Origin of the sequence: Weizmannia sp. FSL W8-0401 (assembly GCF_038009125.1) — a bacterium.
Classification (GTDB): Bacteria; Bacillota; Bacilli; order Bacillales; family Bacillaceae_C; genus Weizmannia; species Weizmannia coagulans.
This window is the reverse complement of sequence record NZ_JBBPAG010000001.1, coordinates 2,441,616-2,457,535: the sequence shown is the minus strand read 5'-3', so window position 1 is coordinate 2,457,535 and position 15,920 is coordinate 2,441,616. Positions and strand designations below refer to the sequence as shown.

Sequence of the window (15,920 nt, the reverse complement as noted above, 5' to 3'; positions counted from 1 at the left end):
AAGGTGCATATAATAGTATGAAAGGAGGGATGCATGATTGCTTGGATTTTCAATATACTTGAATGAAGACTGGTCAGAAGGGAAGGAAGCCTGCATTCGCCAAATGGCAGCAATTGGAATGGAAGGAATTTTTACATCCCTGCAACTTCCGGAAGATGACCCGTCCCAATACCGGAAAAGGCTTGCTCCGCTCTTGGAGGCTGCAAAACGGAACAAGATGAAAGTCATGATCGATGTCTCCGGAAACGTGCTCCGCCATATCGGGCTGTCCATTGATGATCCTGCACGCATTATTGAAAGCGGTATCAATGGCTTGCGCATCGATGCCGGGGCCAGCTGGGAACAGGTTGCCCGCCTGTCGAACACGATGACGGTCGGATTAAACGCCAGCACATTAACGGAACAGGATTATGAGCAGCTGAAACAGCATGACGCTGATTTCAGCCGGCTGGAGGCCTGGCATAATTATTACCCGAGGCCCGGAACCGGACTGGATGAAAATTGGTTTTACGAAAAAAACAAATGGCTGAAAAGCAAAGGATTCAGCATTACGGCATTTGCACCCGGCGATGGAAAACTAAGATTTCCTTTATATGAATCCCTGCCGACATTGGAAATCCACCGCCATCAAAATCCGCTGGCAGCCATCTGCTCGCTGTTAAGGGATTATGCGGTTGACCATGCTTATATCGGGGATCCGGAGTTAACGCCGCAATCCCGCAGCCAGATCAGGGAATTTTTTTGCCATGATACCATACTGCTTCATGCAACGGCTGCAGGGCCGAAATGGCGCCCGTATATTTTCAAAACCCACCGGAACCGGCTGGATGTGGCAAAGGACGCCATCCGCAGCGAACAGTCGAGAACATGCAATCAAAAGGACGATATCGGGCCTGAAAACAACATTCCCCGCCACAAAGGGAGTATTACGCTCGACAACAACCTGTACGCAAGATACAAAGGGGAATTGCAAATCACAAAGCGGAGCCTGCCTGCCGATGCAAAAGTAAACATCATCGGGCAGATTGCCGGCCGCGACTTGCCGCTCCTTGATTTTATTGGTTCGGGTACACGGTTTAAAATGACGGACAATGAAGGTGAAAACGAATGGACTTAGAAAAACTCGCCACAGAACAGCGCAACGAAAAAACAATGGATCTTGATACGTTGTCAACAAGGGAAATTTTGCAATTGATGAACGAGGAAGACCAAACGGTTCCAATCCGTGTTGGGAAGGAACTGGCACAAATCGAAAAAGTGGTAAAAGCTGTTATCCGTTCTTTTAACCAGGGTGGACGTTTGATCTATTGCGGAGCAGGTACAAGCGGTCGGCTCGGTGTTCTCGATGCTGTCGAATGTGTACCGACATTCAGTGCGGACCCTTCCATGGTGCAGGGGCTGATCGCAGGCGGCAGTGCGGCAATGACGGTTGCCGTTGAAGGGGCGGAAGATTCGAAAGAGATGGGGGAAGAAGATTTAAGGCGCATCCATTTATCGGAAAAGGATACAGTAGTCGGTATTGCGGCAAGCGGCAGAACACCGTATGTGATTGGCGCGCTGGACTACGCGAAAAAAACCGGTGCTGTGGCGGCGTCGCTTTCCTGCAACAAAAATGCTGAAATCAGCCGCCATGCCGATATTCCGATCGAAGTGGAAACCGGGCCTGAAGTGTTGGCGGGATCAACCCGGCTAAAAGCAGGCACCGCCCAGAAACTCGTATTGAATATGATTTCAACTGCTTCAATGGTCGGAATTGGAAAAGTATACGGGAATTTAATGGTGGATGTAAAGCCGACAAACGCAAAACTGGTGGAGAGATCGAAATCGATTATTATGCAGGCTTCCGGATGCAGCTATGAAGCAGCTGAACAGGCTTTTTACGCAGCCGGCAAAAATGTGAAGCTGGCCATTGTAATGTTGTTAACCAATCTTTCCAAGGAAGAGGCAGAGGAGAAAATGGCACAGGCAAATGGTTTTATTAGAAAAATCGTTTAAACCGGGGGATGAAAAAAATGACCGAAACGAAAGAACAAAGACTGGCAAGGGAAATTTACGAAAATGTCGGCGGCATGGGAAACGTCGAAAAGATCATCCATTGCATGACAAGAGTCCGGCTTACCATTGCGGATTACAGCAAAGTCAATATCGAAGGTCTGAAAGCGGTTGATGGCGTGCTCGGCGTCGTGGAGGATGAAACGCTCCAGGTCGTGCTTGGCCCTGGTATCGTCAACAAAGTCGCCAACCTTATGGTACAGCAGGCCGGTGTAAAACTTGGGGAAAATTTTCCGAAGGCTACGGGCCATCAAGATGCCGGGCGGTCAAACCGCGAAATGGTGGAAGCCAAAGCGGCCGAAGTAAAGGCAAGGGAAAAGGCGAAACATAAAAGTAACGGTTTCAAAAGGGCTTTAAAATCGATTTCCAATATATTTGTACCGCTTATTCCGGCTTTTGTCGGTGCCGGGATTATCGGCGGGGTTGCCGCCATTTTCCAAAATATCATGGCTGCGGACTCCTCAGCCCTCAGCCAGAACTGGGTGTCCGTTATTACGACATTAAACATTATTAAAAACGGATTGTATCTCTATTTGGTCATTTATGTCGGGATCAATAGCGCAAATGAGTTCGGGGCGACACCGGGCCTTGGCGGGGTCATCGGGGCTGTGACGATGCTGACCGGCATGGATCCGAAAAATCCGCTTCCAAATATTTTTACCGGAGATGCCCTTTCCCCTTTACAAGGCGGGATCATCGGTGTTATTTTTGCAGTATGGATTTTAGCGCTTGTTGAAAAAAGGCTGCATAAAATTGTTCCAAATGCTGTGGATATCATTGTGACGCCAACGATTGCATTATTAGTTGTCGGACTTTTTACTATTTTTATTGTCATGCCGGTCGCAGGCGCGGTATCAGGCGCTCTTGTCGGGTCGATCACGTGGGTGTTGAAAGTCGGCGGCGCTTTTTCAGGATTTATACTGGGGCTTGTCTTCCTGCCGATGGTTATGTTCGGCCTGCACCAGATTCTCACCCCGATCCATATTGAAATGATCAATAAGACAGGGATGACCCCGCTGTTGCCGATCCTTGCCATGGCAGGCGCAGGGCAGGTCGGCGCGGCGATTGCTTTATGGATCAGATGCCGAAAAAATAAAAAACTCGTGCAGTTGATTAAAGGGGCATTGCCGGTTGGCATTATGGGCATTGGCGAACCGTTAATTTACGGTGTGACTTTGCCGCTTGGGCGCCCGTTTATTACCGCGTGCATCGGCGGCGGCATCGGCGGGGCAGTGATTGCAGGCATCGGCAATATCGGCGCGATTGCAATCGGCACAAGCGGGATTGATTTAATTCCGCTGATTGCGCACGGGCGCTGGCTCGGTTATATCGCCGGGCTGGCAGCCGGTTATATCGGGGGCTTCGTTGCCACTTATTTCTTTGGTATTCCAAAAGATGCGATGAAGGAGACCAACGCAGATCGTGAGTGATGGAATTGGAAGAGAATATTATTCTACAGATTAAATCCAAATTAAGCAGTTTGTCAAAATCAGAAAAAAAGCTCGGCGAGTATATTCTCAGCCACGCTGTGGAAACGGTCAATGACAATACGAGCGAGCTTGCGAAAAAAGCAGGCGTCAGCCCGGCCACCGTTGTCCGCTTTTGCCGGTCGATCGGGCTTTCCGGCTTTTCACAATTAAAAATCAGATTGTACGCGGACGCATCCGGGCTGGATCGGGAAATTTATACGGATATCACACCGAATGAAGATATTGCAATGATTGCTGATAAACTGGCTTTGCGGTTTAACCAGTCCATCACACAAACTGCAAATCTTCTCGAGACCGGCTTCATTGAAAAGATAACGGCCATGATGGATAAAAGCCCGGCCATATACGTATACGGAATCGGCGCCTCCCATGTGGCGGCTGAAGACTTCATGCATAAGTTTTCAAGAATCGGCAAGCCGGTGGTCCACACGCTGGATCACCATCTGCTCGGTTCTTCTTTAATCAACGCCTCCAAAGACTGTATGTTTGTGGCCATTTCAAATTCTGGCGAAACCAATGAAGCCATCAAACTGACGCAGATTGCCAAACAGAACGGGCTTTTTACAGCGGGCATCACACAAAAACGGGACAGTACGCTTGCCAGTATCGTGGATGTGCCTTTGATCCACCATGGCGGGGAAGCGGTCCTGCTGAGGAGCGCGGCAACCACATCCCTCGCAGCACAACTGTTCACGATTGATGTTTTGTACTTCGCCTATGTGGCGCAGCATTACCATGAAATCATGGGCCGCTTAAAAAACTCAAAAATCAATATCCAGACCTTTTTCCGCAAAGAAAACAACTAAAAGCCGGCCCCTAAGCCCGGCGTGAAAAGCGCAGCAAACAAAGCGGCCGTTTTGGAAACGGAAAATCTTTGCTAAAAAGCGAAAACAGAGTAGCGCCGGCCCGTATGGGAACAGGGCGGTGCATCCAATAGGGGACGGCAGGCCTGCCGTCCCCTATTGGTCTTCCAGTTCATCAAGATTGAGTTCTGATTGTTCGTGGTGATAGGTTTGGGACACGGTGATCAATTTTTCCAGATGTTCAAGCTCTTCCTGGTAATCCACAAGCAGTGCCAGCAGGTTCATCACGTGGTAAGACTGGAGATCGGTGCGGAAAGTCTCATCTTTTAAGTTCTGCAGAAAAATGTCCATCAGCTCATTCCGCTGTTTGTCGGCCGTATCGCATTTTTGCGCATGGGCTTTGACCTTTCCAAGAAACATGAGCAGCATTTTTTCATGTTCGTTCACAAGATATTCCATTTGTTCCTGGAGCATGCTCCGGAACGTTTCCGGCAGCCCGGCAATATCCGCCTTGTACTGCTGCAGCCGTTTTAAAATAATATAGCTTAAATTCAAAATGGCCACCATTTCTTTATACAGTACCACTTTCCGCTGCCGCTCGATCCTGTTGCTTTTCCCGTAAATTTTTTCCTCTTTAAATAAAGTGTACAGCTGCTCCACTTTGTACACCCGCTCTTTAATGCCGGGAAGTTCTTCTTTTAAAAGCTGGTAATCGGCTTCCTGGCGCGCCGCAATCCGGATGAATTTGAGCAGTTCTTCTGTCACATGGGTGAGGCGGACATACAGTCGCGCCTCGTATTTCGGCGGCAGAAAAATCAAATTCACAAGAAACGAGCTGAAAATCCCGATAAACAATGTCGCAAAACGGATCCCAGCCGTCTGCAGAAAATTGTCACTTGGCGTTTCCATAATGACAATCATGGTGACAAGCGCAAGGCCGACCGTATCATCGAGCTTCAGTTTCAACATTAAAATGATGATCAGCACGGACCCGAGGCCGACGACGAGAAAATGGTTGCCGAAGGCCATGACAAAAATGACGGCGAGCAAAGCGCCGATCAGATTGCCCTGGACCTGATCGATAATGGACCGGTAAGACCGGTATATTGTAGGTTTAATCGCAAAAGTGGCAGCGATCCCGGCAAACACCGGGGACGGCATTTTTAATAATTGCGCGATAAACAGCGCGATAGTAATAGCAATTCCTGTTTTGACAATGCGGGCTCCAACCCTCATATTGGCAATTCCTTTCTTCCTTGCAAAGATATTTAAATGATATGTTCCAAAAGGCTGCATTAAACTATTTCCGTCCGAAAATTTTTTTAAACGGCAAACCTTTGATTTTGTCATTATAACATGTTTGCCGGAAGACGTGTGGGGATGCGGCCGGAGAATTTGTCCTATTTTTGCCCGGCACGGAATATACATGGAGTAAATGAATCCAAAATGCGCGTATGAAGAGGGGAAACAATTTGTGGCTGATTGAAAAACATGTGCTTAGCATGGCTGCGCTCAGGCTGATCTCAGGAATGATCGAAATTTCCGCGGCCATTTTGATGCTCAAATACAATCAAGTGGAAAAGGCGCTCGTCATCAACAGTTCTCTTGCTATTGTCGGGCCTGTTGTTTTAATTACGACAACGGCGATCGGGGTGATCGGCATTTCCAATAAAATCTCGTTTGCCAAAATGCTGTGGATTCTGGCCGGGGTAGGCTGCATTTTGTACGGGATCAAAAGCAACGGGTAAGCTTTGTTAAAGGGGAAGTGATTGAGCAACCGGCCGGCTTGTGGGGATGGCAATGCTGGGTACTGCGGGGGTCTTTGCCGAGGGGAACGCCGCAATCGAAAGCCCCGTTTTATCATCCGGGCTATAAATCCCTGTGCCTTTAGGCTGGAACGCATCTAATGAGGGAGGAGAACCCTGCGGCTCCCTGTTTTTCAACCCCCTGAAGCGGCAACCCTTCTTTATTGCGGGCAAGTGCCGATCGTTTGCTTTAGTTCTTTAAGCAAATGCCGGATTTCGCCGCCTTCCATCAGGTTGACATGGATTTCTTTCAATGCCGTTTCCCTGACCGTCTCCATCATCTTTTCTCCGGATCCATCTTTTTCGATCACAGCCCGGTTCCCGGTTTGGTTCAGCACCCAGAACGTATACTGCAGTTTCGGATGGTTTTCGGGGAAACTGAAAATCAAAGCATAATAAATGTCAAATCCGCCGTCGAAAAATTGCATCACGCCGCGAATATAATTTTGTTCGTCTTTCTTTTGCGATAAAGAGACCTTGTAACCTTGCTTCATCCCGATCTTTTCGATTTCCTCCAAAATGTATTCCATAAATAATTTCACGTGTTTTCCTCCTTGCGTAACAGGTAACCATATCCTTCCTGTAATTGGCTGCAGTATTCCTTTGGGCAAAAGAATAAAATGCTTGCTTCCGGATAATCTAACAGAGCAAAAATTGAAATCCCGGGAGGATATTATGGCAAGCAAACAACCTTCTGTGATGGCAGTGGCAGCAATCGGCTCCATTCCGTTAATTATGACGCTTGGCAATTCCATGTTGATTCCTGTCCTGCCGAAAATGCAGTCTGAACTTCACTTGACCTCCTTTCAGGCAAGTTTGACGATCTCTGTTTTCTCCATTGTGGCCGCCGTGTTCATCCCGGTGCTCGGCTATCTTTCCGACCGCTTTTCCCGGAAAGCCGTAATTTTGCCGGCATTGTTTTTATACGGGGCAGGCGGCATCCTGGCGGGAATCGCAGCCGCTTTGTTTTCCCATGCTTTCGCCTGGATCATGGCAGGCCGCACGCTTCAGGGAATCGGGGCAGCCGGGACAGCGCCGATCGCCATGGCCCTGACCGGGGATCTGTTTAAAGGCGACAAGGAAAGCCAGGTGCTCGGCCTTGTGGAAGCATCAAACGGGTTCGGCAAAGTGCTGTCTCCGATATTGGGGGCGCTGATCGCATTGCTTGTATGGTACGGCACGTTTTTTGCTTTTCCGGTTGTGGTCGCTGTCTCCATTTTTTTAACATGGGTCTTTATTAAGAGCCCTTGCCAAAATGCTATATCCCCTGAAACTGTGAGCAGTCAGACAATTAAAGGTCGTTGATTTATTCCACTAAAGAAAAAAGACGTTTGTAGGAACATTATGACAAATGTAAAAAGAAATTGTGAGTTTTTGATTTTAATGGGGTAAATTTATTTATTATAAGTGTCTAAATTTTTCCACTTTGGTCGGTTTTAGGCGGGTTTCAATAGATTAAGCTACTCATTCCTGTGGTAAATATTGTAAAACGGAAAAGGATGATTTTTTTGAAAAAAAAAAGAGCCATGAAAGCCACTCCTTTGTTAAGATATAAGTACGACCAAATATCCAGGGAGTGATTTCATGACTATTTCTATTCTAACACAAACCAGAGACTTTTCAATACAACAAAGAGTTATAAAAAGTTTCCCATATCTATTACGGTATTAGTTAAAATTACACTGTCCCATTTCTGGGACAGTGTAATTTTTAAAGAAGGTGATTATCCTTTTAAATGTGAAAAAGCATGGTCAACGGCTTTGATTGTTTCTGCGATATCTTCTTCCGTATGCGCGGTTGTGAGGAACCAGGCTTCATATTTTGACGGGGCAAGGTTAATGCCTTGCTCGAGCATCAGTTTGAAAAATTTCCCGAACAACTCGCCGTCGGATGCTTCAGCCTGCTTGTAGTTTTCGACTTTTTCGCCCGTAAAGTAAACGGTAAAGGCGCCGACTACGCGGTTAATGGTAATGGTGACGCCGTGTTTTTCAGCTGCTTCCAAAATGCCTTTTTCAAGCATGGCACCGAGACGGTCGAGGTTTTCATACACGCCCTTTTCCTGGAGCACTTCAAGGCAGGCAATTCCGGCAAGCATCGAAGCCGGGTTTCCGGCCATGGTTCCGGCCTGGTAAGCAGGGCCGAGCGGTGCGACTTCTTCCATAATGTCTTTGCGGCCGCCGTATGCCCCGATCGGCAGTCCGCCGCCGATGATTTTGCCCATGGCGGTTAAATCCGGGGTAACGCCGAGCATGTTTTGCGCGCCGCCGTACATAAAACGGAAAGCGGTGATCACTTCGTCGTAAATAACAAGGGCACCGGCTTTGTGCGCCAGTTCATTAATGGCTTCCAAAAATCCCGGTTTCGGCGGCACAATGCCAAAGTTGCCGACAATCGGTTCAACCAGTACGGCGGCAACTTCATCGCCCCATTTTTCGAGTGCCTGTTTAAAAGGTTCCACATCATTATAAGGGACGGTGATGACTTCGTTTGCGATGGCTTTTGTTACGCCGGCTGAGTCCGGCATGCCGAGCTGCGACGGGCCTGAACCCGCTGCGACAAGCACGAGGTCAGAATGGCCGTGGTAACAGCCTTCGAATTTAATGATTTTGTCGCGGCCCGTGTAGGCGCGGGCAACGCGGATCGTTGTCATGACCGCCTCTGTTCCCGAGTTGACAAAGCGGACTTTGTCCAGGGACGGGATCGCTTCTTTCAGCATTTTTGCGAATTGCACTTCATACGGGGTCGGCGTGCCGAACAAAACGCCGTTGTCGGCTGCTTTTTTAATGGCAGCAGCAATATGCGGATGGGCAAAGCCGGTAATGATCGGGCCGTATGCCGCCAGATAATCAATGTAGCGGTTGCCGTCCACGTCATAAAAGTACGCGCCTTTTCCCCTTTCCATGGCAACTGGGGCTCCGCCGCCCACCGCCTTATACGAGCGGGACGGGCTGTTTACGCCGCCGACAATATGCTCAAGTGCTTCTTTATACAAGCTTTCAGATTTTGAAAAATCCATTTATCGTTCCCTCCTCATTGGCATTGGCCAATTCCACCATTCTATTGTAGCCTTCCATTTTCTTCCCGTAAAGACTGTCATAAGCCGGGCGGCGGGGGCATACAATGGAAGGACAAACTTGAAAGGCGCCGGGGGTATCGGGCATGTTTTATTTTCTCGGCATATTGGTTGTCCTTTGTATTGTGATGAGCCTGCGCACCTTGTTTTATCCGGCATCCTGGCGCGCGAAGCAGCTTTCATTTGAACGTTTTCTCTTTCTTGCTTTTACGTACACCAATATCATGATCGGGTTCGGGTTGTTGTTTTTACTGCTCGATATGATGGGATTCCAAATTGCGCTCCATCACGGAAAGCTGTTGGAAGGGCATGATTTCCGCACACTGCTTGATTATATGTATTTGAGTGCCGTCACGCTGTTTTCGGTCGGGTACGGGGATATTGTTCCGATCGGGGCCGCACGGGTTCTTATTATCATTGAAGCGTTAATCGGCTATACCATCCCGGCGGCGTTTGTGGTAAGATCCGCTTTTGACTCGGAAAAAAAATAGCCTGGCAGGGGGATTCCCGCATGCCGGCCGTTGTCCACCAGGGAAGATCAAAATGCGGCCGGCGCCTATTTTTGTATCCGGGGCGGCTTTTGTCCACGCGGATTTGCCGCGGGTTCATAGTGTATATTACCTCCTCAAAAAAATAACGATATCTTTGAGCCGACTTGTTCGGTTTCTTTTTTTATGGCAATTTTTTCGAATTCGTGATACAAAACTAATATATGGTTTTATAGGGAATCCCTTTAAAGTGCAGATTGAAAAAATAGCGCGGCGGCGTTTATATAGGCTGATCCATCAAATTGATGCGGAGGGGACAAGATGAGAATTTATACAAGGTCCGGTGATAAAGGGACGACATCGCTCGTTTACGGGGTAAGAGCAGCGAAAAACGATCCGCGTGTTGAAGCTTACGGAACAGTGGATGAGGCGAACTCGGCGATCGGCGTTGCGCTCAGTTTTTTGCACGGCGAACCATTTCCGGAAAAAGAAGAATTGGAACAATGTTTCAGCAGGGTCCAGACGATGCTGTTCCATGCCGGTGCGGAGCTTTCCACGCCCCAGGGAAAAGAAGTGCACTGGAAATTGAAACAGGCTTATGTCGATGAACTTGAGGCTTTGATTGATAAATGGGATGGAAAACTGGAACCGTTAAAAACCTTTATTTTGCCGGGCGGGCATCCGGCAGCAGCGGCGATGCATGCGGCCCGCACGGTTGTAAGAAGGGCGGAGCGGGCAAGCGTTGCAGTCGATGGCGTAAACCCGCTCGTGCTGTCGTTTTTAAACCGGTTGTCCGATTTTCTGTTCGTTGCGGCAAGATATATCAATCACTGTCTTGAGGTGAAAGACCGCCCGCTCCAGCCGCTTGAGGAATAGCCGGGGTATTGCTTTTACATACTCCCGGCTGAAAAAAGCCATCCTAATGAACGAATTTCCTTTTTTTTGAGCCTGAAGAGCGTGGGAATGGGAAATTCCCGGCGCATTGAGTTGCTAATTTGTTTGACAAAACAGGGGTTTATTTTGTAAACTTTTTATAAAGATTATAAATTAAGAATGATAATTGTTAGAAAAGAGGTGCATGGCGGTGTCCGAGCAGCAGTTGAATAAAGCACTGGAGACCTTGAAACAGTCGGGCGTTCGTATTACCCCTCAACGTCATGCGATATTGGAATATTTAATTGAGTCCATGTCACATCCAACCGCCGATGAAATATATAAGGCTCTTGAGGGAAAATTCCCGAATATGAGTGTGGCCACCGTTTACAATAACTTGCGCGTTTTTAAGGAAATCGGATTGGTACAGGAACTGACTTACGGAGATGCTTCAAGCCGCTTTGATTTTGTCACATCAAACCATTACCATATTATTTGCGAAGACTGCGGAAAGATTGTCGACTTTCACTATCCGGGCCTGGATGAAGTGGAACAGCTTGCCGCGCATGTGACCGGTTTTAAAGTAAGCCACCACCGTATGGAAATTTACGGTACCTGTCCGGAATGTATGAAAAAGCACAGTTATCTGGAAGCAAAATAAAACGCAGACGCCGGCGAAACGGGTTCGTCCGGTTCTTTTTTTGCGGCTTTAACCCAGGCCCTGATACACCGAAAGGATTTTTTAAAAGTTTTAGCAGTGCAACTTTATACACTTCTATGCAATCAATCCGGCTCCCCTTTCGTTGGGAGGCCGGATTTTTCATTGTATTTATGCAACCGCCTACATTTTTAGAAATGAAAGTGTGATGAATTTCACACTCCGCGTGTGGGCTTTTCCACAGTCTGCTCTGGCGCAGGGCGGGATGATCAAGATGTACAGAAGATATCCTTCATGAAGGAAATTTAATCATATGTACCGGAAGGAGCCATGGAAAATGAAACCGTTATCCAGTACAGCCGCCGTAAAGCCAAAAACAAAGATGAAGTACCCGCTTCACATTACGTCGGAAATCGGCGAGTTAAAGACCGTGCGAAAGAATTTATTTGTTGCTGGATGGTTATATCAAAATTGACAAAATGGACGAAAACGCCGCTTCTTTTTACGGCGATTACATTAAGCCGTACGAACTTTTTCCGTACGGCGGCTTGTTTAAAGATGAAAATTATCATTATACTGCATACGCTGTCACGGATATCGAACTGTTTTATATTCCGACGGCAGGATTTGAAAAAATTGCCGAATCAAATAACACGTTGCTGCTCCATATTATTGAGCATCTCTCCGATATTTTAATCCTGCATGAATCGAGGCTGCAGCTTGTGACAAACAGCAATGCTTCCGAGCGGGTCCGCCACGTGCTTTGCCTGCTCCTTGAAGATCTCGGGATAAAGGATCACGGCAAAATCCGGATTCTTTGCCCCGTTACCGTCGCGGATATTGCCAAGCTTGCCGGAACATCAAGGGAAACCGCAAGCCATGTTCTGAATGACTTCAAACGAAATGGCACCATTTCGTTTGAGAAGCAGACCATTACCTTCCACAAACCGGATATGTTCCGCCTGCATCGATTGTAAACTGCACCCCTCCATCTAAGGGGTAAAGGCGCCTTTCAACAATCCGTTAAAATTCTGCTGCCACCTGGCCGGAAATGCTTAAGAAATTGGCAAGGGCCGGGTTTTGGTCCTCCTTCCGGTACGCAATGGACAAAACGGCATTTAACGGGGGCCCTTCAATCTCCCTGTACACAATATCGAGATTAAATAATTTTTCGGCTGTCCGTGGCAGCACCCCGATTCCGATTCCGGCTGTAACAAGGCCGACGACCATTTGGTACTCGGTTGCTTCTTGGACGATTTTCGGGCTGAAATCGGCATCCTTGAAAAGAGACAGGAATTCATCATAAAGGCCCGGCCAAATATCGCGCGACACAACGACAAACGGGACGTCCGCCAGATCCTCGATGCGGATTTTTTCTTTTTGGGCGAGCGGATGGCTTTTCGGCATGGAAAGGGCAGCCGCGCCTGTCTGGATTTCAGCTGTTTCAATTAAGGGATCATGGATCGGCGGATGGAGCAAGCCGACATCGATTTCTTTCCGGTGCAGCGCCCGAATCTGGTCCGGGGTTGACAACTCATGGAGGGAAACGGCCGTTTTTGGATATTTCAGCCGGAATTCCCGGACGATGGCCGGCAAAATGTCATAGGTCGCCGAGCCGACAAAGCCGACCACCACATTCCCGAATTCCCCCCGTTCAGCCCGCTGTGCATTTTCCACCGCCCTGTCCAGCTGCTCAAGCACCTGCTTGGCTTCTTTTAAAAAAACTTTTCCCGGGATCGTCAGTTCAACATGGCGTTTATTGCGGATAAACAGGTCCACCCCGATTTCTTCTTCCAGCTGCCGGATTTGCTGGGAAAGCGGCGGCTGGGTCATTTGCAGCCGCTCTGCCGCTTTTCCGAAATGCAGTTCTTCCGCGACTGTTAAAAAATAATGAAGATGGCGCAGTTCCATCTGTATTTCCTCCTTTCCATCACGATTAATATTTAAAATATATTATTTATAGCACAATAATATATTTTAAACATTTCCCCGTGTAGTGTAAAGTATAGATAGAAACAAGTTGGCTCAGCCTATAGATGAACGTTTTCCCCTGTAACAAACGGGGGAAGGTTTAAATAGGGCTGTCCTTGGGAGTGGGAACTGTGGAAAAAAAGAATTCAAATCCAACCAATACAACGGAAAAAACAGCTGCAGACCTGGTTGTCGACTGCCTTGAGAAGCAGGAAGTGCCATACGTTTTCGGCATCCCGGGCGCAAAAATTGATGCCGTATTTGATGTACTGAAAGAACGCGGCCCGGAATTGATTGTATGCCGCCATGAACAAAATGCCGCTTTTATGGCTGCTGCAATCGGGCGTTTAACAGGAAAACCGGGTGTCTGCCTGGTAACGAGCGGGCCGGGAGCTTCCAACCTTGCCACCGGGCTTGCCACTGCGAATACGGAGTGCGATCCTGTCGTTGCGATCGCAGGAAACGTGCCGCGCGCAGACAGGCTGAAAAAAACGCACCAGTCGATGGACAATGTATCCCTGTTTCAGCCGATTACAAAATACGCAGCGGAAGTTGTCCACCCGGATACAGTACCGGAAGTGATGACAAATGCATTTCGTTCTGCCGCTTCGGCACAGGCAGGGGCCGCTTTTATCAGCTTCCCGCAGGACGTGCTGAAGGAGCCGGCGTCTGTCAAAGCTTTGGGCCCGCTTAAAAGCCCGAAACTCGGGAAAGCAAATGAAGAAGCTGTAAAAGAAGCTGTAAAAGCGATCCAGCATGCCAAATTGCCGGTCATTCTGGTCGGGATGCGTGCAAGCCGCCCGGAAGTTGTGAAGGCGGTCCGGTCACTCCTGAAAAAAATTGCATTGCCGGTTGTTGAAACATTTCAGGCGGCAGGTTTGATTTCAAGAGATTTGGAAGACCGTTTCTTCGGCCGCATCGGCTTGTTCCGCAACCAGCCGGGCGATATTTTGCTTGAGCATGCGGATGTCGTCCTCGCGATCGGTTACGATTCTGTTGAGTATGATCCGAAGTTTTGGAACAGCGAAGGGGAAAGAAAAATCATCCATCTCGATGAAATCCGCGCCGATATCGACCATGATTACCAGCCGGAAATCGAACTTGTCGGCGACATTTCAGCGAGCGTTGATAGCATCAAAGAACAGCTGGCCCGTTTAAATATGAACGGCAAGTCCATGGAACTTTTGGAACGCTTGCGCAACCAGCTGAATTTGCGCGACGAACCATCGGAAAAGGCGGATAAAAATCTTGTTCACCCGCTCCAGTTCATTCACGATTTGCGTTCGTTGATTGATGACCATGTGACCGTAACATGCGATGTCGGTTCCCATTATATTTGGATGGCGCGCCATTTCAGGGTATATGAACCGAACCGCCTGCTGTTTTCAAATGGCATGCAGACGCTCGGGGTTGCGCTTCCGTGGGCGATTGCCGCAACGCTTGTCAATCCGGGTGAAAAAGTCGTATCCATCTCAGGGGACGGCGGCTTCCTGTTCTCCGCCATGGAACTTGAAACGGCCGTCCGTTTAAAATCGCCGCTTGTGCATATCGTCTGGCGCGACGGCACGTACGACATGGTGGCGTTCCAGCAGCAAATGAAATACGGGCGCACATCGGGAGCGGACTTCGGCCCTGTTGATATTGTAAAACACGCGGAAAGTTACGGCGCAAAGGGCTTGCGGGTGAATTCACCGGATGAACTGGTTTCCGTGCTGAAGGAAGCACTGGACTCGGAAGGCCCTGTCGTGGTCGATGTCCCGGTTGATTACAGCGACAACCTGGAACTGGCGAAAAAATTGCTGCCAAACCAATTGGTATAATCACTTGCTGCGGCGGCTCTGCCACGACCGGACCTCGCCGGCAAAAATTTTCAGGATACAGATAGAAAGAAGGGGTTTACCATGCGTACTGCTGCAGAAAATCAAAATGCAGAGCAAATTTCAACAAGCCGGACCGATGAAGTATACCAATTGTCCACAATGACATCGCTTCTTGACGGCGTATACGAAAGCGACAAGACGTTTGCTGAATTGAAAAAGTTCGGCGATTTCGGCATCGGCACTTTCAACCATTTAGACGGGGAATTGATTGCGTTTGACAATGCATTTTATCAGCTGAAGGACGGGACGGCAAAACGCGTACAGCCTGAAGACAAGTCACCGTTTTGCTCGCTTGCACATTTTTCGGAGGATATCACCTATACAACTGAAGGCCCCCTTGCAAAACCGGAACTGGAAGACTTGATCAAAGACCTCGTCCGCAGCGAAAATTTATTTTATGCCATTCGTGTGGACGGTGTTTTTAAAAAAATGAACACAAGAACCGTCTCCTACCAGGAAAAACCAGTCCCCATGACAGAAGCGGTGAAATCCCAGCCGGTTTACTCGTTTGAAAATACAAAGGGAACGCTTGCCGGTTTTTGGACGCCGATGTTTGCGCAAGGAATCGCGGTCGCCGGCTTCCACCTCCATTTTATTGACGACAAACGCACCGGCGGCGGCCATGTCTTTGACTATGTGCTTGACTACGGGACAATCCGGATCAGCAAAAAAGCGCATATGCATCTGGAACTTCCGGAAACAGACGCTTTTTTAAATGCGAACCTTTCCCGCGCCAATCTGGCAGAAGAACTGGAAAAGACAGAAGGCTGAACAAAGGCGAAGACGGCCCGCATCCGGCGAAAACCGGATGCGGGTTTCTTCAAATG

General features: G+C 48.5%; 16 protein-coding genes. 12 read left to right on the top strand and 4 right to left on the bottom strand.

Annotated elements, in window-relative coordinates; translation table 11 throughout:
* Window positions 1-37 precede the first annotated feature (37 nt).
* The 4 genes from NSU00_RS12160 to NSU00_RS12145 are packed head-to-tail and all read left to right on the top strand — an operon-like array spanning window position 38 to window position 4,348.
* Window positions 38-1,117, top strand: a complete 1,080-nt coding sequence (locus tag NSU00_RS12160) for a DUF871 domain-containing protein (protein WP_340703721.1) — start codon at window positions 38-40, stop codon at window positions 1,115-1,117.
* A complete protein-coding gene (murQ, locus tag NSU00_RS12155) occupies window positions 1,108-1,995 on the top strand; it encodes an N-acetylmuramic acid 6-phosphate etherase (RefSeq protein ID WP_019721552.1) in 888 nt (295 codons plus the stop codon). The genes NSU00_RS12160 and murQ overlap by 10 nt, the downstream gene beginning before the upstream one ends.
* 17 nt (window positions 1,996-2,012) lie before the next feature.
* Window positions 2,013-3,482 carry a PTS transporter subunit EIIC gene (locus NSU00_RS12150; protein ID WP_340703720.1) on the top strand — a complete coding sequence of 490 codons (1,470 nt, stop codon included), beginning with the start codon at window positions 2,013-2,015 and terminating at the stop codon, window positions 3,480-3,482.
* On the top strand, window positions 3,482-4,348 hold the full coding sequence (locus tag NSU00_RS12145) for a MurR/RpiR family transcriptional regulator (protein ID WP_340703719.1): 867 nt from the start codon (window positions 3,482-3,484) through the stop codon (window positions 4,346-4,348). The genes NSU00_RS12150 and NSU00_RS12145 overlap by 1 nt, the downstream gene beginning before the upstream one ends.
* Window positions 4,349-4,501: 153 nt before the next feature.
* Here NSU00_RS12145 and NSU00_RS12140 read toward each other — a convergent pair whose 3' ends face one another.
* On the bottom strand, window positions 4,502-5,581 hold the full coding sequence (locus tag NSU00_RS12140) for an aromatic acid exporter family protein (RefSeq protein WP_234969646.1): 1,080 nt from the start codon (window positions 5,579-5,581) through the stop codon (window positions 4,502-4,504).
* Window positions 5,582-5,817: 236 nt separating this feature from the next.
* Between NSU00_RS12140 and NSU00_RS12135 the strand changes: the two genes are divergently transcribed.
* Complete coding sequence (locus tag NSU00_RS12135; RefSeq protein ID WP_328193284.1) at window positions 5,818-6,093, top strand: YqhV family protein; 276 nt, start codon at window positions 5,818-5,820, stop codon at window positions 6,091-6,093.
* 218 nt (window positions 6,094-6,311) lie between these two features.
* On the opposite strand, the gene NSU00_RS12130 is transcribed toward NSU00_RS12135, so the two are convergent.
* Window positions 6,312-6,692, bottom strand: coding sequence for a hypothetical protein (locus tag NSU00_RS12130; protein WP_327077038.1), 381 nt, complete (start codon window positions 6,690-6,692; stop codon window positions 6,312-6,314).
* Window positions 6,693-6,822: 130 nt separating this feature from the next.
* On the opposite strand from NSU00_RS12130, the gene NSU00_RS12125 reads away from it, so the two are divergent.
* Window positions 6,823-7,455 carry an MFS transporter gene (locus tag NSU00_RS12125; RefSeq protein WP_328014285.1) on the top strand — a complete coding sequence of 211 codons (633 nt, stop codon included), beginning with the start codon at window positions 6,823-6,825 and terminating at the stop codon, window positions 7,453-7,455.
* 418 nt (window positions 7,456-7,873) lie between these two features.
* On the opposite strand, the gene NSU00_RS12120 is transcribed toward NSU00_RS12125, so the two are convergent.
* Window positions 7,874-9,166: a glutamate-1-semialdehyde 2,1-aminomutase gene (locus tag NSU00_RS12120; protein ID WP_013860259.1), complete on the bottom strand. Its 1,293-nt coding sequence runs from the start codon at window positions 9,164-9,166 to the stop codon at window positions 7,874-7,876.
* A 143-nt stretch (window positions 9,167-9,309) separates the two neighbouring features.
* Here NSU00_RS12120 and NSU00_RS12115 point away from each other — a divergent pair, with 143 nt between their 5' ends.
* The 4 genes from NSU00_RS12115 (at window position 9,310) to NSU00_RS12100 (ending at window position 12,219) form a co-directional block, all read left to right on the top strand.
* Window positions 9,310-9,714: a potassium channel family protein gene (locus NSU00_RS12115; RefSeq protein ID WP_013860258.1), complete on the top strand. Its 405-nt coding sequence runs from the start codon at window positions 9,310-9,312 to the stop codon at window positions 9,712-9,714.
* Window positions 9,715-10,032: 318 nt separating this feature from the next.
* Window positions 10,033-10,587 carry a cob(I)yrinic acid a,c-diamide adenosyltransferase gene (locus tag NSU00_RS12110; RefSeq protein ID WP_340703718.1) on the top strand — a complete coding sequence of 185 codons (555 nt, stop codon included), beginning with the start codon at window positions 10,033-10,035 and terminating at the stop codon, window positions 10,585-10,587.
* Window positions 10,588-10,789: 202 nt separating this feature from the next.
* Window positions 10,790-11,245, top strand: coding sequence for a peroxide-responsive transcriptional repressor PerR (gene perR, locus NSU00_RS12105; RefSeq protein ID WP_017551387.1), 456 nt, complete (start codon window positions 10,790-10,792; stop codon window positions 11,243-11,245).
* A gap of 446 nt (window positions 11,246-11,691) precedes the next feature.
* A complete protein-coding gene (locus NSU00_RS12100) occupies window positions 11,692-12,219 on the top strand; it encodes a Crp/Fnr family transcriptional regulator (protein WP_340702881.1) in 528 nt (175 codons plus the stop codon).
* 46 nt (window positions 12,220-12,265) lie between these two features.
* Here NSU00_RS12100 and alsR read toward each other — a convergent pair whose 3' ends face one another.
* Complete coding sequence (gene alsR, locus NSU00_RS12095; RefSeq protein ID WP_328197938.1) at window positions 12,266-13,153, bottom strand: acetoin biosynthesis transcriptional regulator AlsR; 888 nt, start codon at window positions 13,151-13,153, stop codon at window positions 12,266-12,268.
* A 191-nt stretch (window positions 13,154-13,344) separates the two neighbouring features.
* On the opposite strand from alsR, the gene alsS reads away from it, so the two are divergent.
* Together alsS and budA are read left to right on the top strand one after the other, a co-directional pair.
* Window positions 13,345-15,033 carry an acetolactate synthase AlsS gene (gene alsS / locus NSU00_RS12090; RefSeq protein ID WP_029713893.1) on the top strand — a complete coding sequence of 563 codons (1,689 nt, stop codon included), beginning with the start codon at window positions 13,345-13,347 and terminating at the stop codon, window positions 15,031-15,033.
* A gap of 81 nt (window positions 15,034-15,114) precedes the next feature.
* On the top strand, window positions 15,115-15,864 hold the full coding sequence (budA, locus tag NSU00_RS12085) for an acetolactate decarboxylase (RefSeq protein ID WP_019720807.1): 750 nt from the start codon (window positions 15,115-15,117) through the stop codon (window positions 15,862-15,864).
* Window positions 15,865-15,920 lie beyond the last annotated feature (56 nt).